The 16,501-nt window shown below is 69.2% G+C and carries 15 protein-coding genes; 9 read left to right on the top strand and 6 right to left on the bottom strand.

Annotation, left to right across the window (positions count from 1 at the left end):
• Positions 1–12: 12 nt before the first annotated feature.
• The 6 genes from cysG to HUK65_RS04055 all read left to right on the top strand — a co-directional run bounded on the left by cysG (position 13) and on the right by HUK65_RS04055 (position 6,443).
• The gene (gene cysG, locus HUK65_RS04080) at positions 13–1,386 is read left to right on the top strand and encodes a siroheme synthase CysG (protein WP_179904866.1); all 1,374 of its coding nucleotides are present in this window, start codon (positions 13–15) and stop codon (positions 1,384–1,386) included.
• Between the two features lies 1 nt (position 1,387).
• Positions 1,388–1,687, top strand: coding sequence for a DUF2849 domain-containing protein (locus tag HUK65_RS04075; RefSeq protein ID WP_179904865.1), 300 nt, complete (start codon positions 1,388–1,390; stop codon positions 1,685–1,687).
• A complete protein-coding gene (locus HUK65_RS04070) occupies positions 1,680–3,344 on the top strand; it encodes a nitrite/sulfite reductase (RefSeq protein WP_179904864.1) in 1,665 nt (554 codons plus the stop codon). The genes HUK65_RS04075 and HUK65_RS04070 overlap by 8 nt, the downstream gene beginning before the upstream one ends.
• Positions 3,334–4,059, top strand: coding sequence for a phosphoadenylyl-sulfate reductase (locus HUK65_RS04065; protein WP_179904863.1), 726 nt, complete (start codon positions 3,334–3,336; stop codon positions 4,057–4,059). The genes HUK65_RS04070 and HUK65_RS04065 overlap by 11 nt, the downstream gene beginning before the upstream one ends.
• A gap of 93 nt (positions 4,060–4,152) precedes the next feature.
• Positions 4,153–4,515, top strand: a complete 363-nt coding sequence (locus HUK65_RS04060) for a DUF934 domain-containing protein (RefSeq protein WP_179904862.1) — start codon at positions 4,153–4,155, stop codon at positions 4,513–4,515.
• Between the two features lie 164 nt (positions 4,516–4,679).
• Positions 4,680–6,443, top strand: a complete 1,764-nt coding sequence (locus HUK65_RS04055; RefSeq protein ID WP_235441756.1) for an ABC transporter ATP-binding protein — start codon at positions 4,680–4,682, stop codon at positions 6,441–6,443.
• Positions 6,444–6,552: 109 nt separating this feature from the next.
• Here HUK65_RS04055 and HUK65_RS04050 read toward each other — a convergent pair whose 3' ends face one another.
• Positions 6,553–7,452 carry a PhzF family phenazine biosynthesis protein gene (locus HUK65_RS04050; RefSeq protein ID WP_179904861.1) on the bottom strand — a complete coding sequence of 300 codons (900 nt, stop codon included), beginning with the start codon at positions 7,450–7,452 and terminating at the stop codon, positions 6,553–6,555.
• Positions 7,453–7,581: 129 nt separating this feature from the next.
• Entirely contained in the window at positions 7,582–8,457 is an 876-nt protein-coding gene (dapA, locus tag HUK65_RS04045; protein WP_179904860.1) for a 4-hydroxy-tetrahydrodipicolinate synthase, read from the bottom strand.
• A 151-nt stretch (positions 8,458–8,608) separates the two neighbouring features.
• Here dapA and HUK65_RS04040 point away from each other — a divergent pair, with 151 nt between their 5' ends.
• The gene (locus tag HUK65_RS04040; RefSeq protein WP_179904859.1) at positions 8,609–10,603 is read left to right on the top strand and encodes a lytic transglycosylase domain-containing protein; all 1,995 of its coding nucleotides are present in this window, start codon (positions 8,609–8,611) and stop codon (positions 10,601–10,603) included.
• Between the two features lie 79 nt (positions 10,604–10,682).
• Here the strand turns inward: HUK65_RS04040 and HUK65_RS04035 are convergent, their stop codons facing one another.
• Entirely contained in the window at positions 10,683–11,570 is an 888-nt protein-coding gene (locus HUK65_RS04035) for a DMT family transporter (protein ID WP_179904858.1), read from the bottom strand.
• Entirely contained in the window at positions 11,567–12,226 is a 660-nt protein-coding gene (mnmD, locus tag HUK65_RS04030; RefSeq protein ID WP_179904857.1) for a tRNA (5-methylaminomethyl-2-thiouridine)(34)-methyltransferase MnmD, read from the bottom strand. Before mnmD ends, HUK65_RS04035 begins: the two co-directional genes overlap by 4 nt.
• A 52-nt stretch (positions 12,227–12,278) precedes the next feature.
• Here mnmD and HUK65_RS04025 point away from each other — a divergent pair, with 52 nt between their 5' ends.
• Positions 12,279–13,328 (top strand): NAD(P)/FAD-dependent oxidoreductase, encoded by a 1,050-nt coding sequence (locus HUK65_RS04025; RefSeq protein ID WP_179904856.1) that lies wholly within the window; start codon positions 12,279–12,281, stop codon positions 13,326–13,328.
• Positions 13,329–13,343: 15 nt separating this feature from the next.
• On the opposite strand, the gene HUK65_RS04020 is transcribed toward HUK65_RS04025, so the two are convergent.
• Positions 13,344–13,895, bottom strand: coding sequence for an NADPH-dependent FMN reductase (locus HUK65_RS04020; RefSeq protein ID WP_179904855.1), 552 nt, complete (start codon positions 13,893–13,895; stop codon positions 13,344–13,346).
• A gap of 124 nt (positions 13,896–14,019) precedes the next feature.
• Here HUK65_RS04020 and HUK65_RS04015 point away from each other — a divergent pair, with 124 nt between their 5' ends.
• Positions 14,020–15,543, top strand: coding sequence for a YifB family Mg chelatase-like AAA ATPase (locus HUK65_RS04015; RefSeq protein WP_179904854.1), 1,524 nt, complete (start codon positions 14,020–14,022; stop codon positions 15,541–15,543).
• Here the strand turns inward: HUK65_RS04015 and HUK65_RS04010 are convergent, their stop codons facing one another.
• The gene (locus HUK65_RS04010) at positions 15,544–16,461 is read right to left on the bottom strand and encodes an HNH endonuclease (RefSeq protein ID WP_179904853.1); all 918 of its coding nucleotides are present in this window, start codon (positions 16,459–16,461) and stop codon (positions 15,544–15,546) included. It lies immediately after the preceding gene.
• Positions 16,462–16,501: the final 40 nt, after the last annotated feature.

Below are 16,501 nucleotides of genomic sequence, written 5' to 3'. Positions count from 1 at the left end.
CGGAGGCTCCTCATGCGTCACTACCCAATCTTCATGGATCTGGCAGGTCGCCGCGTCGTGGTGTCCGGTGCGGGCGACACCGCGCTGGCCAAGCTGCGGCTGCTGCTGAAGACCGAAGCGCATGTCACCGTCTGCGGCACCGATCCGGCGCCTGAGATCACGGGCTTCGCGCAGGCCGGGCGGCTGGAGCTGCACCCCCGCCCCCTGCGCCCCTGCGATGCCATGGGGGCCGCGCTGGTCTATGGCGCCAATGCCGACCCGGCGCTGGATGCGCGCGCCGCCGCCATTGGCCGGGCCGCCGGGGCGCTGGTCAACATCGTCGATGACCTGTCCTCGGATTTCATCACCCCCGCCATCGTGGACCGTGACCCCGTCACCGTCGCCATCGGCACCGAAGGCGCGGCCCCCGTGGTCGCCCGCCACATCAAGGCGCGGGTCGAGGAGATGCTCCCCGCCACGCTGGGCGCCTTGGTGCGCGCGGGGCAAGGGTTCCGTCACCGGGTGGCCGCGTGGGACAGCAAGGCCCGGCGCGTATTCTGGACGCGCTTCTATTTCGGCACCGGCCCGCAGGCGCAGGCCGCAGGCCACGTCCCGCAGGAACTGGAGCGCCTGCATGGCGAAGGTCCCGCAGCGCAGCGCGGTGTGGTCCATCTGGTCGGCAGCGGCCCGGGCGATCCCGAGCTTCTGACGCTGCGCGCCCGGCGTCTGCTGCACGAGGCCGATGTGGTCATCCATGACCGGCTGGTCCCGCAGCCGATCCTGGAACTGGCGCGGCGCGAGGCGCTGATCCTCGATGTCGGCAAGACCCCCTATGGCCCCGCCTGGAAACAGGCCGATATCAACGCCCTGATCGTCGAACACGCCCGCGCGGGCAACAGCGTGGTACGGCTGAAATCCGGCGATCCGGGCATCTTTGGGCGGCTGGATGATGAAGCCCGGGCGCTCGATGCCGCCGGGATCGACTGGCACATCACGCCCGGCATCACCGCCGCCAGCGCTGCCGCCGCCAGCATCGGGCAAAGCCTCACGCAGCGCGGGCGCAACCCGGACCTGCGGCTGCTGACAGGCCATGATGTTGATGGCTTCGCCGAACATGACTGGCGCGCGCTGACCCGCCCCGGCACCTGCGCGGCCGTTTACATGGGTGTGCGGGCCTCGGAATTCCTGCGCGGGCGGCTGCTGATGCATGGTGCCGACCCGCAGACGCCCGTGACGGCGGTGGAAAACGCATCCCGCCCGGACCAGCGCGTGATCGAAGCGCGGCTGATCGACCTGCCCCAGCGGCTGGCCGAGGCCGCGCCCCGCGGCCCGGTGGTGCTGCTCTATGGCCTCGCCCCCCGCGCTGCCGCCGCTGCCCTTTCCCCCGATCTGCAAGAGGCCCTGTGACATGACCAAAGCCCCCCACCCCCAGATCGTGACCGCGAACCACCTGCTGGATGGCGATGTGATCTACCTGACCGAGGCGCTGGACTGGACGCGCCAGATCACGGCGGCTGCCGTGGCGCATGACGCCCTGCGCGCCCACACCCTGCTGGACGAGGCCCAATCCCGCCCGCACGAAGCCGTCGGCCCCTATCTGGCCCCCGTCACGCTTGACCCGCAGGGCCGCGCCGCGCCGCTGCATTTCCGCGAGCTGTACCGCACCACCGGCCCCACCTTCCTGCGCGACGAGGCCCCCCATGTATGACTACACCGCCTTCGATGCCGCCTTCGTGCGCGACCGCGTGGCCCAGTTCCGCGATCAGGTGGAGCGCCGGATCAGCGGCGCCCTGACCGAGGATGAATTCAAGCCCCTGCGGCTGATGAACGGGCTGTATCTGCAACTGCACGCCTATATGCTGCGGGTGGCGATCCCATATGGCACGCTGAACGGCGCGCAGATGCGCCAGCTTGCCATGATCGCCGACCGCTGGGACCGGGGCTATGGCCATTTCACCACCCGTCAGAACATCCAGTTCAACTGGCCGAAGCTGCGCGATGTGCCGGACATGCTGGACGCGCTGGCCGATGTGGAGATGCACGCCATCCAGACCAGCGGCAACTGCATCCGCAACGTGACCACCGACCAGTTCGCCGGTGCCGCCGCAGACGAGATCGCCGACCCCCGCCCGGTGGCCGAGCTGATCCGCCAATGGTCCACCGACCACCCCGAGTTCACCTGGCTGCCGCGCAAGTTCAAGATCGCCATCACCGGCAGCCCCCATGACCGCGCCGTGACCCGCGCCCATGACATCGGACTGCGGATGCTGCGGAACGCTGCGGGCGAAGAGGGCTTCGAGGTGCTGGTCGGCGGGGGTCTGGGCCGCACGCCGATGCTGGGCAAGGTGGTGCGCGACTTCCTGCCCCGCGCCGATCTGCTGCCCTATCTGGAGGCGATCCTGCAGACCTATAACCTGCTGGGCCGACGTGACAACAAATACAAGGCACGGATCAAGATCCTGGTCCATGAAACCGGGATCGAGACGCTGCGCGCCATGATCGAGGACGCCTTCGCGGAAAACCGCCGCAGCTTCGCCCCCGTGGACCCCGCCCTGCTGGAGCGGCTGGAGGCCGCCTTTGCGCCCCCGGATTTCGAACCGCCCGCCGCGGTGCCGCAATTCCTCAGCCCGGCACTGCGGTCCTTCATGGACACCAATCTGCATCCGCACCGGCTGGGGCATTATGCCTCGGTCACGGTGTCGCTGAAACCCGTGGGCGGGGCGCCGGGGGATGCGACCAGCGACCAGATGCGCCTGCTGGCCGATCTGGCCGAAACCTATGCCCATGACGAGCTGCGCGTGAGCCATGAGCAGAACATCATCCTGCCCCATGTGCCGCGCCGCCACCTGCCCTCCCTGTTTGCGCGGCTGCAGGCGGCCGGACTGGCGACGGCGAATGTGGGGCTGGTGTCGGATATCATCGCCTGCCCCGGCATGGATTACTGCGCGCTGGCCACGGCGCGGTCGATCCCGGTGGCGCAGCGGATCGCGCGGGCGTTCGAGGATATCGACCGCCAGCACGATATCGGTGCGCTGAAGATCAAGATCTCGGGCTGCATCAACGCCTGCGGGCATCACCATGTGGGCCATATCGGGATCCTGGGGCTGGAAAAGGCCGGGGTGGAAAGCTACCAGATCACGCTGGGCGGCGATGGCACGGAAACCGCGGCCATCGGCGAGCGCGCGGGCCCGGGGTTTTCCTGGGATGAGATCGTGCCCGCGGTGGAGCGGCTGATCGGCGCTTATCTGGACCTGCGCCACGGGCGGGCCGAGAGCTTTCTGGAGGTGTATCGCCGTCTGGGCGCCGCGCCGTTCAAGGCGGCACTTTACCCTGAAGCGGCGGAAAGGCGGGCCCATGCTGGATGACGGGACCGATTACGCCGCCCGTGCAGCCTGGATGAACCGGCTTTACGCCGATGCCCCGGCAGCCGAGGTGATCCGCGCCACGCTGGCAGCCTTTCCCGGCCAAGTGGCGGTGGTGTCGTCATTCGGGGCAGATTCGGCGGTGCTGCTGGATCTGGTGGCCGAAGTGGACCGCGACACCCCGGTGCTGGTGGTGGACACGGGGATGCTGTTTGCGGAAACGCTGGAGTATCTTCGCGCGCTGGCCGCGCATCTGGAACTGGCCGATGTGCGGCTGTTGCGCGCCGAGGCCGCGGCGCTGGCCACCGCCGACCCCGATGGCATCCTGCATGAAACGGCCCCCGACCGGTGCTGCACCCTGCGCAAACGCGCGCCGCTGGATGCGCTCCGCCCACGCTTTCCGGTGCTGATCAACGGGCGCAAGCGCCACCAGGCCGCCACCCGCGCGGCCCTGCCGGAATTCGCGCCCGATCATGCCGGAATGGCGGTTACGCCGCTGGCGGGATGGTCCGCGCAGGATCTGTTGGACTATCGGCAACGCCGCGCCCTGCCCGGGCATCCGCTGGTGGCGCGGGGGTTTGCGTCCATCGGCTGTGCACCCTGCACCACGCCGGTTGCCGCAGGCGAAGACCCGCGCGCTGGCCGCTGGCGGGGACGGGACAAGACCGAATGCGGGCTGCATTTCGGCGCCGACGGCGCGGTGCGGCGGGCCGGGTAAGGGGGCCGGGTAAGGGGGGCCAGGCCCCCATCGGCCGTTCCGGCTGGTTTCCCCCGGAGCATTTTTCGGCAAGATGAAGGTGAGGATGAAGATATGCTGATAACCTCGGACGGCATGGCGGCGGCTGCGGCGGACGGCGGGGCGGTGCTGACCCTGGCGCCAGAAAGTGACGGATCGGCCCTGGAGGCCGCGGCTCGGCACAGCGGGGTGGTGCGGATAGCGTTTTCCGCCATGGGGGACGGGCGCGGTTTCTCGCTGGCGCGGAGATTGCGCGCGGCAGGATTTGAAGGGCGATTGCGCGCCGCAGGCCCGTTGATCGCCGACCAGTTCGCAGCCCTTGCCCGTGTGGGGTTCGACGAGGTTGAACTGGCCCCCGAGGCGGCTGTGCGCCTGCCCGCGGGCGCATCTCTGCGGGCGCCCGCGGGGTATCGGGAGCGGCTGTTGAACAGCGGGTGACGCCATGCGACCCGCGTCATCTGCACGGGCCCGCGGGGGGCTGCGCGCGCCGGGGGTCTGGACGCGCGTGCGGCCCACCCCCGGGGAGTGATTGAACCCGGACCCGTCACGTTCTATGACCGCACGGGACGGCCCCGTTGCGGGGCGCCAGGGGGACGGGCGCGTTGAAGACCAGGATCGGACTATCCCAGAGGGATCTGGAACTGGCGGGCTGGCTGTGGCGCGACTTCATCCGCAAGCGCGCTTGGTGGCTGGCCGTGGCGCTGGTCCTGATGACGATCGAGGGCGCCATGCTGGGCGCCTTCAGCTTTCTGATCCAGCCGCTTTTCGATGATGTGCTGATTGCCGGGCGCGCAGAGCTGGTGGTCTGGGTGGGTCTGGCCATGGCCGCGGTCATCCTGCTGCGTGGCGCGGCACGGCTAAGCAACCGGATCATCACTGCGCATCTGGCCAAGAAGACCCGCGCCGAAATGCAGGAGCATGTGCTGGCACATCTGCTGCGCCTGGACCTGGGGTTTTATCAGAACCATTCGCCGGGTCATCTGATCGAGCGCGTCCAGGGGGACAGCCAGGCGGTGCATGCGCTGCTGCGCGGGTTGATCACGGGGGTTGGCCGCGACGGGGCGTCGCTGATCGGATTGCTGGCGGTGGCGCTTTACATGGACTGGCTGTGGACGCTGATCGCCGTGATCGGCATTCCGATGCTGGTCATGCCCATGCTGGCCCTGCAGCGCCGGATCCGCGCCAAGAGCGCCCAGGCCCGGCGCAATGCCGCCGAAGTCTCGAACCGTCTTGACGAGGTCTTTCACGGGATCTCGACCATTCAGCTGACCGGGACCGAGGCCCGCGAAAGCGGCCGCTTCCACCAGGTGGTGGAAAAGCATCGGCGCGCCGCGACCCGCACGGTCATCGCCCAGGACGCCGCACCCACGGTCATGGATGTTGCCGCCGCGCTGGGGTTTGCAATGGTGATCACCTATGGCGGGATGCAGATCATTGATGGCGACCGCACGGTGGGCCAGTTCATGGCCTTCTTCACCGCCATCACGCTGATGTTCGAACCGGTGCGCAAGCTCAGCGCGCTGGCCGCGCAATGGCAGAATATCCTGGCCAGCGCCGAACGGGTGTATGAGCTGTTGCAGATCCAGCCGCATATCACCTCGCCCGCGCCGCCGCATGCGCCGGTGCCAGGGCGCGCGGCCTGCGACATCGACATCCGCGGGGTGCATTTCGCCTATGGGCGCGAACCCGTGCTGCGCGGGCTGGACCTGCGGGCCGAGGCCGGGCAGACCACGGCGATCGTCGGGCCTTCGGGGGCGGGCAAGACCACGGTGTTTGCGCTGCTGGCACGGATGGTCAGGCCGCAAGAGGGGCAGGTGCTGATCGGCGGGCAGGACACGGCGCAGATGGATCTGGCGGCCCTGCGCGGGTTGTTTTCGGTGGTCAGCCAGGACACGGCGCTGTTCGATGACAGCATCCGCGACAATATCCTGATGGGGCGGCCCGATGTGCCGGATGCGGAGTTGCGGGCCGCCTGCGAGGCCGCCCATGTCACGGAATTCACCGATCAGCTGCCCGAGGGGCTGGACACCCGCGCCGGGCCGCGGGGCTCGGCCCTGTCAGGCGGGCAGCGCCAGCGCGTGGCCATTGCCCGCGCCATCCTGCGCGACGCCCCGATCCTGCTGCTGGACGAGGCCACCAGTGCGCTGGACGCCCGGTCCGAGGCACTGGTGCAGGCGGCACTGGAGCGGCTGGCCAAGGGGCGCACGACCCTTGTGATTGCGCACCGCCTGGCAACGGTGCGCAAGGCCGACCGGATTCTGGTCATGGATCACGGTCAGGTGGTGGAAACCGGCACCCATGCGGAACTCCTGGCCCTGGGCGCCCATTTCGCACGGCTGCATGCGCTGCAATTCGCGGACGGCTGATCGCGGGCTGGTGGGTGCAAGCCGCGGGGCGGGCACTACCCGATACCCGGTCCTGAGGGCGCGCAGTCGCCCGCCCCGGATCAGGCGACGGCGCCGAGGCTGCGTCCCTTCAGGGTATGCGTATCCGGCCAGTGGACATATGAACCGCCGAACCGCCGATCCGCACCGCCGCCAGTTTCCCGCCCTGCATCACCAGGCGCGCCCCGATCTCGGAGCGGCGGCCCATTTCCACGCCTTGCGTGACCCGGATGCGGGTGTCCCCCTGCGCGCTGCAATAGCCATGATGCGCCAGCAGCCCGGCAAAGGTGACGACGGCGGACCCGGTTGCCGGGTCCTCGGGCGTCCCACCGGCGGGCGAGAACATGCGGGCGCGGAAATGTTGCGCGCCGTCATCGACGAACAGCCAGGTGCTGATCGTCCCGGCGCGTTCGGTCAGCCTGTCCCAATCGGCGCCTGCAGGCCGGGCGCGCGCGAGCGCGTCACGCGTTGAAACGGGGATGAGCAGATAGTCGGGCCCCGCCTGCCAGACCTCGGGGGCGGCCACAACGGGGGTGCTGATATCGCCGGGGTCCAGCCCAAGGGCGCGCGCCGTCAGGCCGATGTCGGGGATTTCGCCAAGTTGCTCCGGCAAAACCGGGGCGGTGAATTCCGCCGATACCCGGCCATCGACCTTTCGGACCGAGACCGGCACGGGACCGGCGTTTTCTTCCAGGACCATCTCGACCGCGCCGTCCCCGGCCATGTTGACCAGCCCGGACAGATGAATCGCGCAACCAATGGTCGGATGCCCGGCAAAGGGGATCTCGGCCTTTGGAAAGAAGATGCGGACCTTTGCCCGGTGCGCCGGAGTGTCAGGGCGCAGGACAAATATCGTTTCGGACAGGTTGAGCTCCTGCGCCAGCACCTGCATCTGCGCGGTCGAAAGGCCATCCGCATCCGGTATGATCGCAAGCGGGTTGCCCAGAAAGGGCGTGTCGGTGAAGACATCATAAGTGATCAGCTCAAGCACGCGCGCCCCCTTCACTCCGGAAATCCCGTGACGCCAGGTAGCAGGGCGCGGGTCACGAAAAGCGCGCCCCTGAACCCTGACAGCTGCGTGCGCGCGCGTTGGCGACAGGGCCAGCGCGCCGCATGATCGTCAGTTCAGCAGCCCCGCATGGCGCATGGCGGCGTCAATCCGTGCCTTGGTGGGATCGGTCAGGCCGACCAGCGGCAGGCGCACCTCATCACTGCATTTGCCCAGCCGCGAGAGCGCGTATTTCGCCCCCACCAGCCCCGGTTCGATGAAGATCGCCTCGTGCAGGGGCATCAGACGGTCCTGATAGTCCAGCGCGGTGGCGTAATCGCCGGCCAGCGTGGCCTCCTGAAACTCGGCACAAAGCCGCGGCGCCACATTGGCGGTGACGGAAATGCAGCCCACCCCGCCATGGGCGTTGAAGCCCAGCGCGGTGGCATCCTCGCCCGAGACCTGGATGAAGTCGGCCCCGCAGGTGGCGCGCTGCTGGCTGACACGCTCCAGCTTGCCGGTGGCATCCTTGACGCCGATGATCCGCGGCAGGCGGGCCAGCTCGCCCATGGTTTCGGGGGTCATGTCCACCACCGACCGCCCCGGAATGTTGTAGATGATGATCGGCAGGGCGCAGCAATCATGAACGGCGCGGAAATGCGCGATCAACCCGGACTGGGTGGGCTTGTTGTAGTAGGGGGTCACCACCAGCGCGGCATCGGCGCCCACCGCCTCGGCGTGGCGCATGAAGCGGATCGCCTCGGTCGTGTTGTTGGACCCGGCCCCGGCGATCACCGAGATCCGCCCGGCAGCTGCGGCGACCACTTCCTCGATCACCTGCTCATGTTCTTCATGGCTCAAAGTGGGGCTTTCGCCGGTTGTCCCCACGGGAACAACCCCGTGGCTGCCTTCGGCAACATGCCATTCGACAAGATCGCGCAGGGTCTTGTAATCGACCTTGCCATCCTGCATCGGGGTGACAAGTGCGGGCATGGACCCTCTGATCATGGCGCGTCTCCTCCTGCGCGTGGGGGGGGCGGGGAGCGGGCATTTGCGGCACGGCTCCGCCTGCGGGCGGCGACTGTCTGTTTTGTGTGTTGCGGCCCACGCCTGCGCGCTTAGACTCGTGGCGTCCTGTTTTCAAGCCGAAAGAAATCTCATGCCGCGAAATCCCCTGCAATGGCGCCCGGGTCCAGCCTGCTTCGGTCTGATCGCTCTGGTTGCGCTGTGGCTGGTGCCCGCCGCACCGCTGGTGGCGCAGGACCGCCCCCCGCCGTCGCGCGCAGCGGGGCTGACCGCACTGGCGCTAGACATGGGGCAACGGGGCGACTGGGACGCAGCCCGTGCCAGCCTGCGCACCGCCGATGTGCCGCCTGAAGCCACGCATCTGCTGGATTGGTTCCGGCTGCGCGCGGGCGAAGGGACGCTGGCCGAGTTTGACGCCTGGCTGACGGATATGGCGCATTGGCCGCTGCCGGTCACCATCCAGCGCGCCGCCGAGGCCTTGCTGGAGGATGCCCCCGCCGCCGAAGTGCGCCGTTTCTACGCCGACCGCACCCCCCAGAGCGCAGCCGGGGCCATGGCGCTGCTGCAGGCGCTGGACCCGGGCGCCGAGGCCGATGATCTGGCCCGCAGCCTCTGGCTGGAACACAGCCTGAACGCCCGGCAGGAAGCACAGCTTCTGGAGCGGCACGGCGAGGCGCTGGCCGATCTGCACGGCACGCGGCTGGACATGCTGCTGTGGCGCGGGGCAGGATCAGCCGCCGAACGGATGCTGGAGCGGGTCCCGGCGGAGGTGGCGCGGCTGGCGCAGGCGCGGCTGGGCCTGCAGGCCAATGCACAGGGGGTCAACGCCCTGGTCAACGCGGTCCCTGCGGCGCTGGCCGATGACCCGGGCCTGGCCCATGACCGGTTTCAGTGGCGCATGAATGCCGGACTGACCGACAGCGCGGGTGATCTGCTGATCGAACGCTCGGCCACCGGGGCAGATGCGCTGGGCACCCCCGAGGCCTGGGCCCGCTGGCGCATCTTTCTGACGCGCACAACCCTGGGCGAGGGCGATGCCGAACGCGCCTATGCGCTGGCCACGCCGCACCATCTGGAGGATGGCGCCCAATTCGCCGATCTGGAATGGCTGGCCGGGTTCATCGCCCTGCGGCATCTGGACCGCCCCGAGGATGCGCTGCGCCATTTCCGCGCCCTGCGCATCCGCGTGTCCAGCCCCATCAGCCTGGGCCGCGCCGGGTATTGGGAGGGGCTGGCCCATGAGGCCCTGGGCGATCACGGCGCCGCCGAGGCCGCCTTTGCCTATGCCGCCGAGCATACCACCAGCTTCTATGGCCAGCTTGCCGCCGAACGCGCCGGGCTGGGCATGGACCCCGCGCTGGCCAATGGCCCCACCTATCCGCACTGGCAGGAAAGCGGTTTTGCCGGGTCCGACCTGCTGGCCGCCGCATTGCTGCTGCGCGATGCCGGCAACTGGCTGGAAGCCCGCCGCCTGATCCTGCACCTGGCCTGGCAACTGGACAGCGCCGATGACCTGGGCGCGCTGGGCGATCTGCTGCTGGGCCTGGAGGAACCCAACAAGGCGCTGAACGTGGCCAAGATTGCCGTGCAGAAGGGGCATGTGCTGCCGCGCGCCTATTTTCCGCTGACGGGGCTGGAAGCGGTCGATCTGCCCGCGCCCGCCGATCTGGTCATGGCAATCGCCCGGCGCGAGAGCGAGTTCGACCCGGCGGTGGTCAGCCACGCCGATGCGCGCGGGCTGATGCAGGTGCTGCCCGGCACGGGCCAGATGATGGCACGCGAATTGGGGATCGAGGGCTTCGACCCGGCGAGCCTGACCACCGACCCGGCGCTGAATGCCCGGCTGGGCGCGGCCTATCTGCGCGGGCTACGCGAAGAATTCGGCCCCTCGCTGGCGTTGGTGGCGGCGGGATACAATGCCGGGCCGGGCCGCCCCCGCGCCTGGATCGACCGGCTGGGCGATCCGCGCAACGGGGATGTGGATATCGTGGATTGGGTGGAAAGCGTCCCCTTTGCCGAAACCCGCAACTATATCATGCGGGTGGCGGAATCGCTGGTGGTCTATCGCACAAGACTGGCCGGGGAACCGGCGCCGATCAATCTGGAGGCCTTGTTGCGCGGCTCCTGACCTCTCCTGCTCCATGCGACGTCTGGACGGTGGCGCAAAACGCCCCGCCCCGTGGCCGCGCCCGGTGCGCAACCGGGGTTCAGCTGCCCTTGCGCTGGCGCGCCCGCCACAGGGTGAACAGCCCCGCCCCCACCACGATCGCCGCACCTATGGCCACATTGGCGCGCAGGGTTTCGCCAAAGACCGCCATGCCAAGTGCTGCGGCAAAGGGCAGTTGCAGATAGGCAAAGGGCTGCACGGCGCTGGCCTCGGCCACTTCATAGGCCTTGATCAGCAGCCAGTGACTGAAGGCCGAGGTCACGCAGAGCGCCGCCATCCAGCCCCAGTCCGGGGCGCGCATCGGTTCCCAGAACCAGATGCCGACGGCGGTCATGAACACCGCGCCGACGGTTCCGGTCCAGAAGAAACTGACCGCCGCGCTGTCCTGCCGCGCGGCATAGCGGGTCAGCAGCCCGTAAAGCGCGAACATGGTGGCGGCCAGCAACGGCACCAGCGCCGCCGGATCGAACACACCATACCCCGGCTGCAGGATCACCAGCACGCCGACAAAGCCCACGCCTATGGCCGCCCAGCGCCGCCAGCCCACCCGCTCACCCAGCAACGGGCCGGACAGGGCGGCGATGAGCAGCGGATAGACGGCGAAGACCGCGTGGCTTTCGGTCAGACCCAGCAGCACAAAGGCCGTGACCATCACGCAGACCTCGCCCGCCAGCAGCACCCCGCGCCCGATCTGCAGCCAGGGCTGGCGCGTGGCCGCAGCCTGCCGGATGCCCCCCGCCTGCCGCGCGGCCACGGCCACCACAAAGGCGGCAAAGAACCAGTAGCGGATCATGATCACCATCAGCACGTTGTATTCCGTCGCCAGATGGCGCGAGACACCGTCCTGCAGAGCAAAGACAAGGGTCGTGGCCACCATCAGCCAGATGCCCAGAGTGGTGTTCTGAACGGCGGGCATGCGCTGGGTCATGGCATCCGCCCCCGGCTCATGTGGCGCTTGTTGCCAAAGCCCGGGACCCGCTCCACCATGAACCCGGCAGCCGCCAGGGCGCGGCGCACCGCCCCGGCGGCGGTATAGGTGGCAAAACTGCCGCCCCGCGCCGTATGGGCACCGACCTGCGCCAGCAGCGCGGGCTCCCACAGTTCGGGGTTCCGGGCCGGGGCGAAGCCGTCCAGGAACCACGCATCGGCGCGCCCGGACCAGCCGGGCAGCTTCTCGCGCGCGTCCCCGATGATCACCTCGACCTCGAACGCCCCGAGTGCAAACCGCCGCCGCCCGGCGCCCCAATGCGCCAGCAAGGGCGCTGCGGGCAGATCCGGAAACACCGCCAGGGCGCGCGCCATGTCTGCGGGCGCCATGGGGAACGCCTCGAACGCGGTGTAGCGCATGGGGCCGGGGCAGTCGCCTGCCGCCGCCAGCGTGGCCAGCAGGTTCAGCCCCGTGCCGAAGCCCAGTTCGGCAACATGGAAACCCGGGCGCAACCGCCCTGGCAGGCCGTTGCCGTCCAGAAACACATGGCGGGTTTCGGCCAGGCCATCGTGCAGGCTGAAATAGGGGTCGTCAAACCCCGTTGCCACGGGCACATCGCCCGCGCGCCACTCCACCCGCGCGTGCTGGTCAGCCATTGCATCATGCCCTAAGTAGCCGTCGCGGGCACCATGGCGGGCAGCACGGAGAATGGCAATGGCCACAGTCACAATCATGGGCGGCGGGGTCTTCGGCCTGGCGCTGGCCTGGGTCTGCACGCAGCGCGGGGCGCGGGTGCAGGTGGTCGAACGCCGCCACATCGGCGCCGGGGCCAGCGGCGGGCTGGTGGGCGCGCTGGCCCCCCATGTGCCCGAGAACTGGAACCCGAAGAAGGCGTTCCAGTTCGATGCGCTGATCATGGCCGAAGGGTTCTGGGCCGAGGTGGCGGCGGCCTCGGGGCAGGATCCGGGCTATGCGCGGCTTGGCCGGTTGCAACCGCTTCCCCCCGAGGGCACGGATCTGGCGCGCGCGCGGGCGACATCGGCGCAGGCGCTGTGGCAGGGGCAGGCAAGCTGGTCCGTTCGTCCGGCCGCCGACGTCTGCGGGCTGGTGCCGCACAGCGCCAGCGGGCTGGTGATCCATGACACCCTCAGCGCCCGGCTGCACCCGCGGCAGGCGCTTCGCGCGCTTGCGGGTGCCGTGACCGCCCATGGCGGGACGGTGATCGAAAGGGCCGAGGCCGCACCGCGGACTGCCGGCCCGGTCATTTGGGCGAACGGTCATGAAGGGCTGGGCGATCTGTCCGTCGCGCTGGGGCGGCGCATGGGGGCGGGCGTGAAAGGCCAGGCGCTGCGGCTGGCCCTTGCCGCGCCGCACAGCCCGCAGGTCTTTGCCGAAGGGCTGCATATCGTGCCCCATGCGGATGGGACGGTGGCCATCGGTTCGACCAGCGAGCGGGAGTTTGACCACCCCGATACCACCGACGCCCAATGCGACGCGCTGCTGGACCGCGCGCGCGCAATCTGCCCGGCACTGGCCGGTGCGCCGGTGCTGGAACGCTGGGCCGGGGTGCGCCCGCGCGCCCGCAGCCGGGCGCCGATGCTGGGCGAATGGCCCGGGCGCCCGGGTCATTTCATCTTCAACGGCGGGTTCAAGATCGGCTTTGCCGTAGCACCGCTGCTGGCACAGGTCATGGCCGATCTGGTGCTGGACGGGGCCGAGCGCATCCCTGAAGGCTTCCGGGTGGCGGATAACCTCTGACCCCGGCGCGCCGGATCAGGCGGCAGGCACTCGCGCGGCCTCGGTGCGCAGGGCGGCCATCAGATCCTTCAGGGCAGAAAGATTGATCTCGTTCACCAGCTTGCCACCTTCATCGAACTGGTCCGAGGCCGTCCCCACCAGCACCTCGGGCCCCTGCAGCAGGCGCGGGCGAAAGGGCACCATCATCAGCCGCAGCGCGAATTGTGTCCGCTCGCCCCCGGCGCGCCCACCCGTGGCCGAGACAATCGCCACCGGCTTGTCCTTCCAGGGGTTTCCCTTCACCCGGCTGACCCAGTCCAGCGCGTTCTTCAACGCCCCCGGCGGGGCCTTGTTGTATTCCGGGCAGGCGATGACCACGGCATCGGCGGCGGCGATCTGCCCGGCCAGGGCGGCCACCGGCTGCGGGATGCCTTCGGCGGACTCCAGATCCTGATCAAACAGCGGAAAACGCAGGTCGCCTTCGACGAAGCGCCCGCCAAAGGCGCCGGCCGCCTCGTGCATCAACTTGCGGTTGAACGACTCGCGGCGCAGGGAGCCGCACAGCCCCAGCAGGGTAAGTTCCGACATAGAGGTCTCCTTTCGAGCCCTCAGATAACCCGCGCGGCCCATCCGGCAAGCATCCGGCTTTGTTAACCATTCCTAAACACCTGTCGGTCATGCGTTAACCAAACCGATGTTACAGGGGTGATCCATGGTCGCGCGGGCCCATACCGTCGCCTTCGAAGGGGTCGAGGCGCGCCCTGTCGAAGCGCAATGCGCGCTGTCGGCGGGGCTGCCGGCGTTCCATATCGTCGGCCTGCCGGACAAGGCCGTGTCCGAAGCGCGCGAGCGGGTGCGCGCCGCGCTCGCGGCGCTGTCCATTGCGCTGCCGTCCAAGCGGATCACCGTGAACCTGTCGCCCGCCGGGATGCCCAAGGAAGGGTCGCATTTCGACCTGCCGATTGCCCTGTCCCTGCTGGCAGCGCTGGAGATCATTCCCGCCAGTGACGCCGCTGAAACCCTGGCCCTGGGCGAGTTGTCGCTGGACGGCGCGCTGCTGCCCGTGGCCGGTGCCCTGCCCGCCGCCATGGCCGCCGCCGCCGATGGGCGCACGCTTCTGTGCCCCGCCGCATGCGGGGCCGAGGCCGCCTGGGTCGATGCCGCCCGCGTGCTGGCGCCGGGCAGCCTGATTGATGTGATCCGCCATTTCAGCGGCCAGGCCCCCCTGGCCCCCGCCCGCCCCGGCGAGGTGCACAAGGACGCACACTTGCGGGACCTGTTCGACGTCAAGGGCCAGGAGCGCGCCAAACGCGCCCTGGAAATCGCCGCCGCCGGGCGCCACCATATGCTGATGGTCGGCGCACCGGGGTCCGGCAAATCCATGCTGGCCGCCCGGCTGCCCGGCATCCTGCCGCCGCTGACCCCGATCGAGGCGCTGGAAACCTCGATGGTGCAATCCGTTGCAGGGTTGCTGGATGAGGGCGGCATCTCCCGCAGCCGTCCGTTCCGCGAACCCCATCACACGGCGTCGGTTGCCGCCATCGTGGGCGGTGGGCGCGGGGCCAAGCCGGGTGAGATCAGCCTGGCCCATAATGGCGTGCTGTTCCTGGATGAATTCCCGGAATTTCCCCGCCAGGTGCTGGAAACCCTGCGCCAGCCCATCGAAACCGGCGAGGTCATGGTCGCCCGCGCCAATGCCCATATCCGCTACCCCTGCCGGTTCCTGCTGGTGGCGGCGGCCAACCCGTGCAAATGTGGCTATCTGACCGAACCCGGCCGGGCCTGCGGGCGCGCGCCGGCCTGCGGCGAGGATTACATGGGCCGCATCTCTGGCCCGCTGATGGACCGTTTCGACCTGCGGGTCGAGGTTCCGCCCGTGGCCTGGGCCGATCTGGACCTGCCGCAAGCGGGCGAGGCCTCGGCCAGCGTCGCCGCCCGGGTGGCGGCCGCGCGCCGGATGCAGAGCGACCGTTTTGGCGGCCATGACCGGGTGCGCGTGAACGCCGATGCCGAAGGCGCGCTGCTGGAAGACATCGCCACCCCGGACGCCGAGGGCCGCGCCCTGATCGCGCGCGTCGCCGAGCGTTTCGGGCTGAGCGCGCGCGGCTATCACCGGGTCCTGCGCGTGGCGCGCACCATCGCCGATCTGGACGGGGCGCCCGATGTCCGCCAACCCCATGTGGCCGAAGCCGTCAGCTATCGGCTGCTGACCAGCGAAAAGCGCGTCACAACCTGATCAGGCGGCGGCGCCGAACACGTTTTCACGGTGCCAGCGCAGAAATTCAGGGTGCGGATGATGACGCGGGTTTTCCGGCAGATGCAGCCGCCCGCCGGGGCAGATCAGACGCTGGCGCACATCCGGCGCGACCTTGTTGTCCGAGACCAGGATTTCATGCCGCGCCCCGACAGCGATCAATCCGCGGTCAAACATCCAGTGCACGGTGCCCGAAAGCGCCAAGCCGTTCTGCACCGTGTCCGGACCATCGGCATGCACGGGGCGGATATGGGCCGCCTGCACCTCGGCCCGGCCCCCGCCGTTGCGCAAATCCAGCCCGGAGATGGCGCAGCGCCCCTTGTAAGCCATCCTGACCATCCGGGCAAAGGACGCGTCCCGCGCCGCGCGGGAAACCAGAACCTCGGGTCGCAGGGGGCGCAGCGCGGCATCACCGAAGGGGGCTTGCACTTCGGCAAAGCCAGAGAGCTGGTGCGCGGCCTGATCCCGCGGCAGGGCCTCGGGCGCTTGAAGCGGTTCCAGCCCTGCGGTGACGATGGCGGTGAACTCGGCAAAGCTCAGCAGGCGCACCGCCGCGGCATTGGCGCCGCCTGTGATCGGCCGCCCGTCGGTGCCGCGCAAGCTGGCCTCCCAGGCGCTGCCCGTCAGATCGGCCCTTGGCACGATCCGCTCGAAATCCCAGCGGGTTGACAGATCCAGGAACGCATAGAAATGGTCCTCGCGCGCGGGATCGGGTGCAACCGAGGCCACACGCTGGATACCGACATATCCCTTCGCCCCGCGCTTGCCTTCATAGAAGATGACCCAGTCGCCCACGGTCCGCTTTACCCGCCGCAAGTATGACCGCGGGAAGTGATAGGCCAGCCCGGGACGATCATCGTAGATCGAGTCCGGGTTCTGGATGAAAACAGCATTGGCCATGACACCATTGAAGGCGTCATGGCCATGGTCTGGCAAGTGA

The sequence above is a fragment of the Rhabdonatronobacter sediminivivens genome, assembly GCF_013415485.1.
GTDB classification, from domain to species: domain Bacteria; phylum Pseudomonadota; class Alphaproteobacteria; order Rhodobacterales; family Rhodobacteraceae; genus Rhabdonatronobacter; species Rhabdonatronobacter sediminivivens.
Note: the sequence above shows the minus strand (reverse complement) of the source record. Positions and strands in the feature narration are given on the sequence as shown.

What these genes read in the sequence shown, in the direction of transcription:
- cysG (WP_179904866.1), top strand. Translation starts at nt 13, where the DNA reads ATGCGTCACTACCCAATCTTCATGGATCTGGCAGGTCGCCGCGTCGTG.
- HUK65_RS04075 (WP_179904865.1), top strand. Translation starts at nt 1,388, where the DNA reads ATGACCAAAGCCCCCCACCCCCAGATCGTGACCGCGAACCACCTGCTG.
- HUK65_RS04070 (WP_179904864.1), top strand. Translation starts at nt 1,680, where the DNA reads ATGTATGACTACACCGCCTTCGATGCCGCCTTCGTGCGCGACCGCGTG.
- HUK65_RS04065 (WP_179904863.1), top strand. Translation starts at nt 3,334, where the DNA reads ATGCTGGATGACGGGACCGATTACGCCGCCCGTGCAGCCTGGATGAAC.
- HUK65_RS04060 (WP_179904862.1), top strand. Translation starts at nt 4,153, where the DNA reads ATGCTGATAACCTCGGACGGCATGGCGGCGGCTGCGGCGGACGGCGGG.
- dapA (WP_179904860.1), bottom strand. Translation starts at nt 8,457, where the DNA reads ATGATCAGAGGGTCCATGCCCGCACTTGTCACCCCGATGCAGGATGGC.
- HUK65_RS04040 (WP_179904859.1), top strand. Translation starts at nt 8,609, where the DNA reads ATGCCGCGAAATCCCCTGCAATGGCGCCCGGGTCCAGCCTGCTTCGGT.
- HUK65_RS04035 (WP_179904858.1), bottom strand. Translation starts at nt 11,570, where the DNA reads ATGACCCAGCGCATGCCCGCCGTTCAGAACACCACTCTGGGCATCTGG.
- mnmD (WP_179904857.1), bottom strand. Translation starts at nt 12,226, where the DNA reads ATGGCTGACCAGCACGCGCGGGTGGAGTGGCGCGCGGGCGATGTGCCC.
- HUK65_RS04025 (WP_179904856.1), top strand. Translation starts at nt 12,279, where the DNA reads ATGGCAATGGCCACAGTCACAATCATGGGCGGCGGGGTCTTCGGCCTG.
- HUK65_RS04020 (WP_179904855.1), bottom strand. Translation starts at nt 13,895, where the DNA reads ATGTCGGAACTTACCCTGCTGGGGCTGTGCGGCTCCCTGCGCCGCGAG.
- HUK65_RS04015 (WP_179904854.1), top strand. Translation starts at nt 14,020, where the DNA reads ATGGTCGCGCGGGCCCATACCGTCGCCTTCGAAGGGGTCGAGGCGCGC.
- HUK65_RS04010 (WP_179904853.1), bottom strand. Translation starts at nt 16,461, where the DNA reads ATGGCCAATGCTGTTTTCATCCAGAACCCGGACTCGATCTACGATGAT.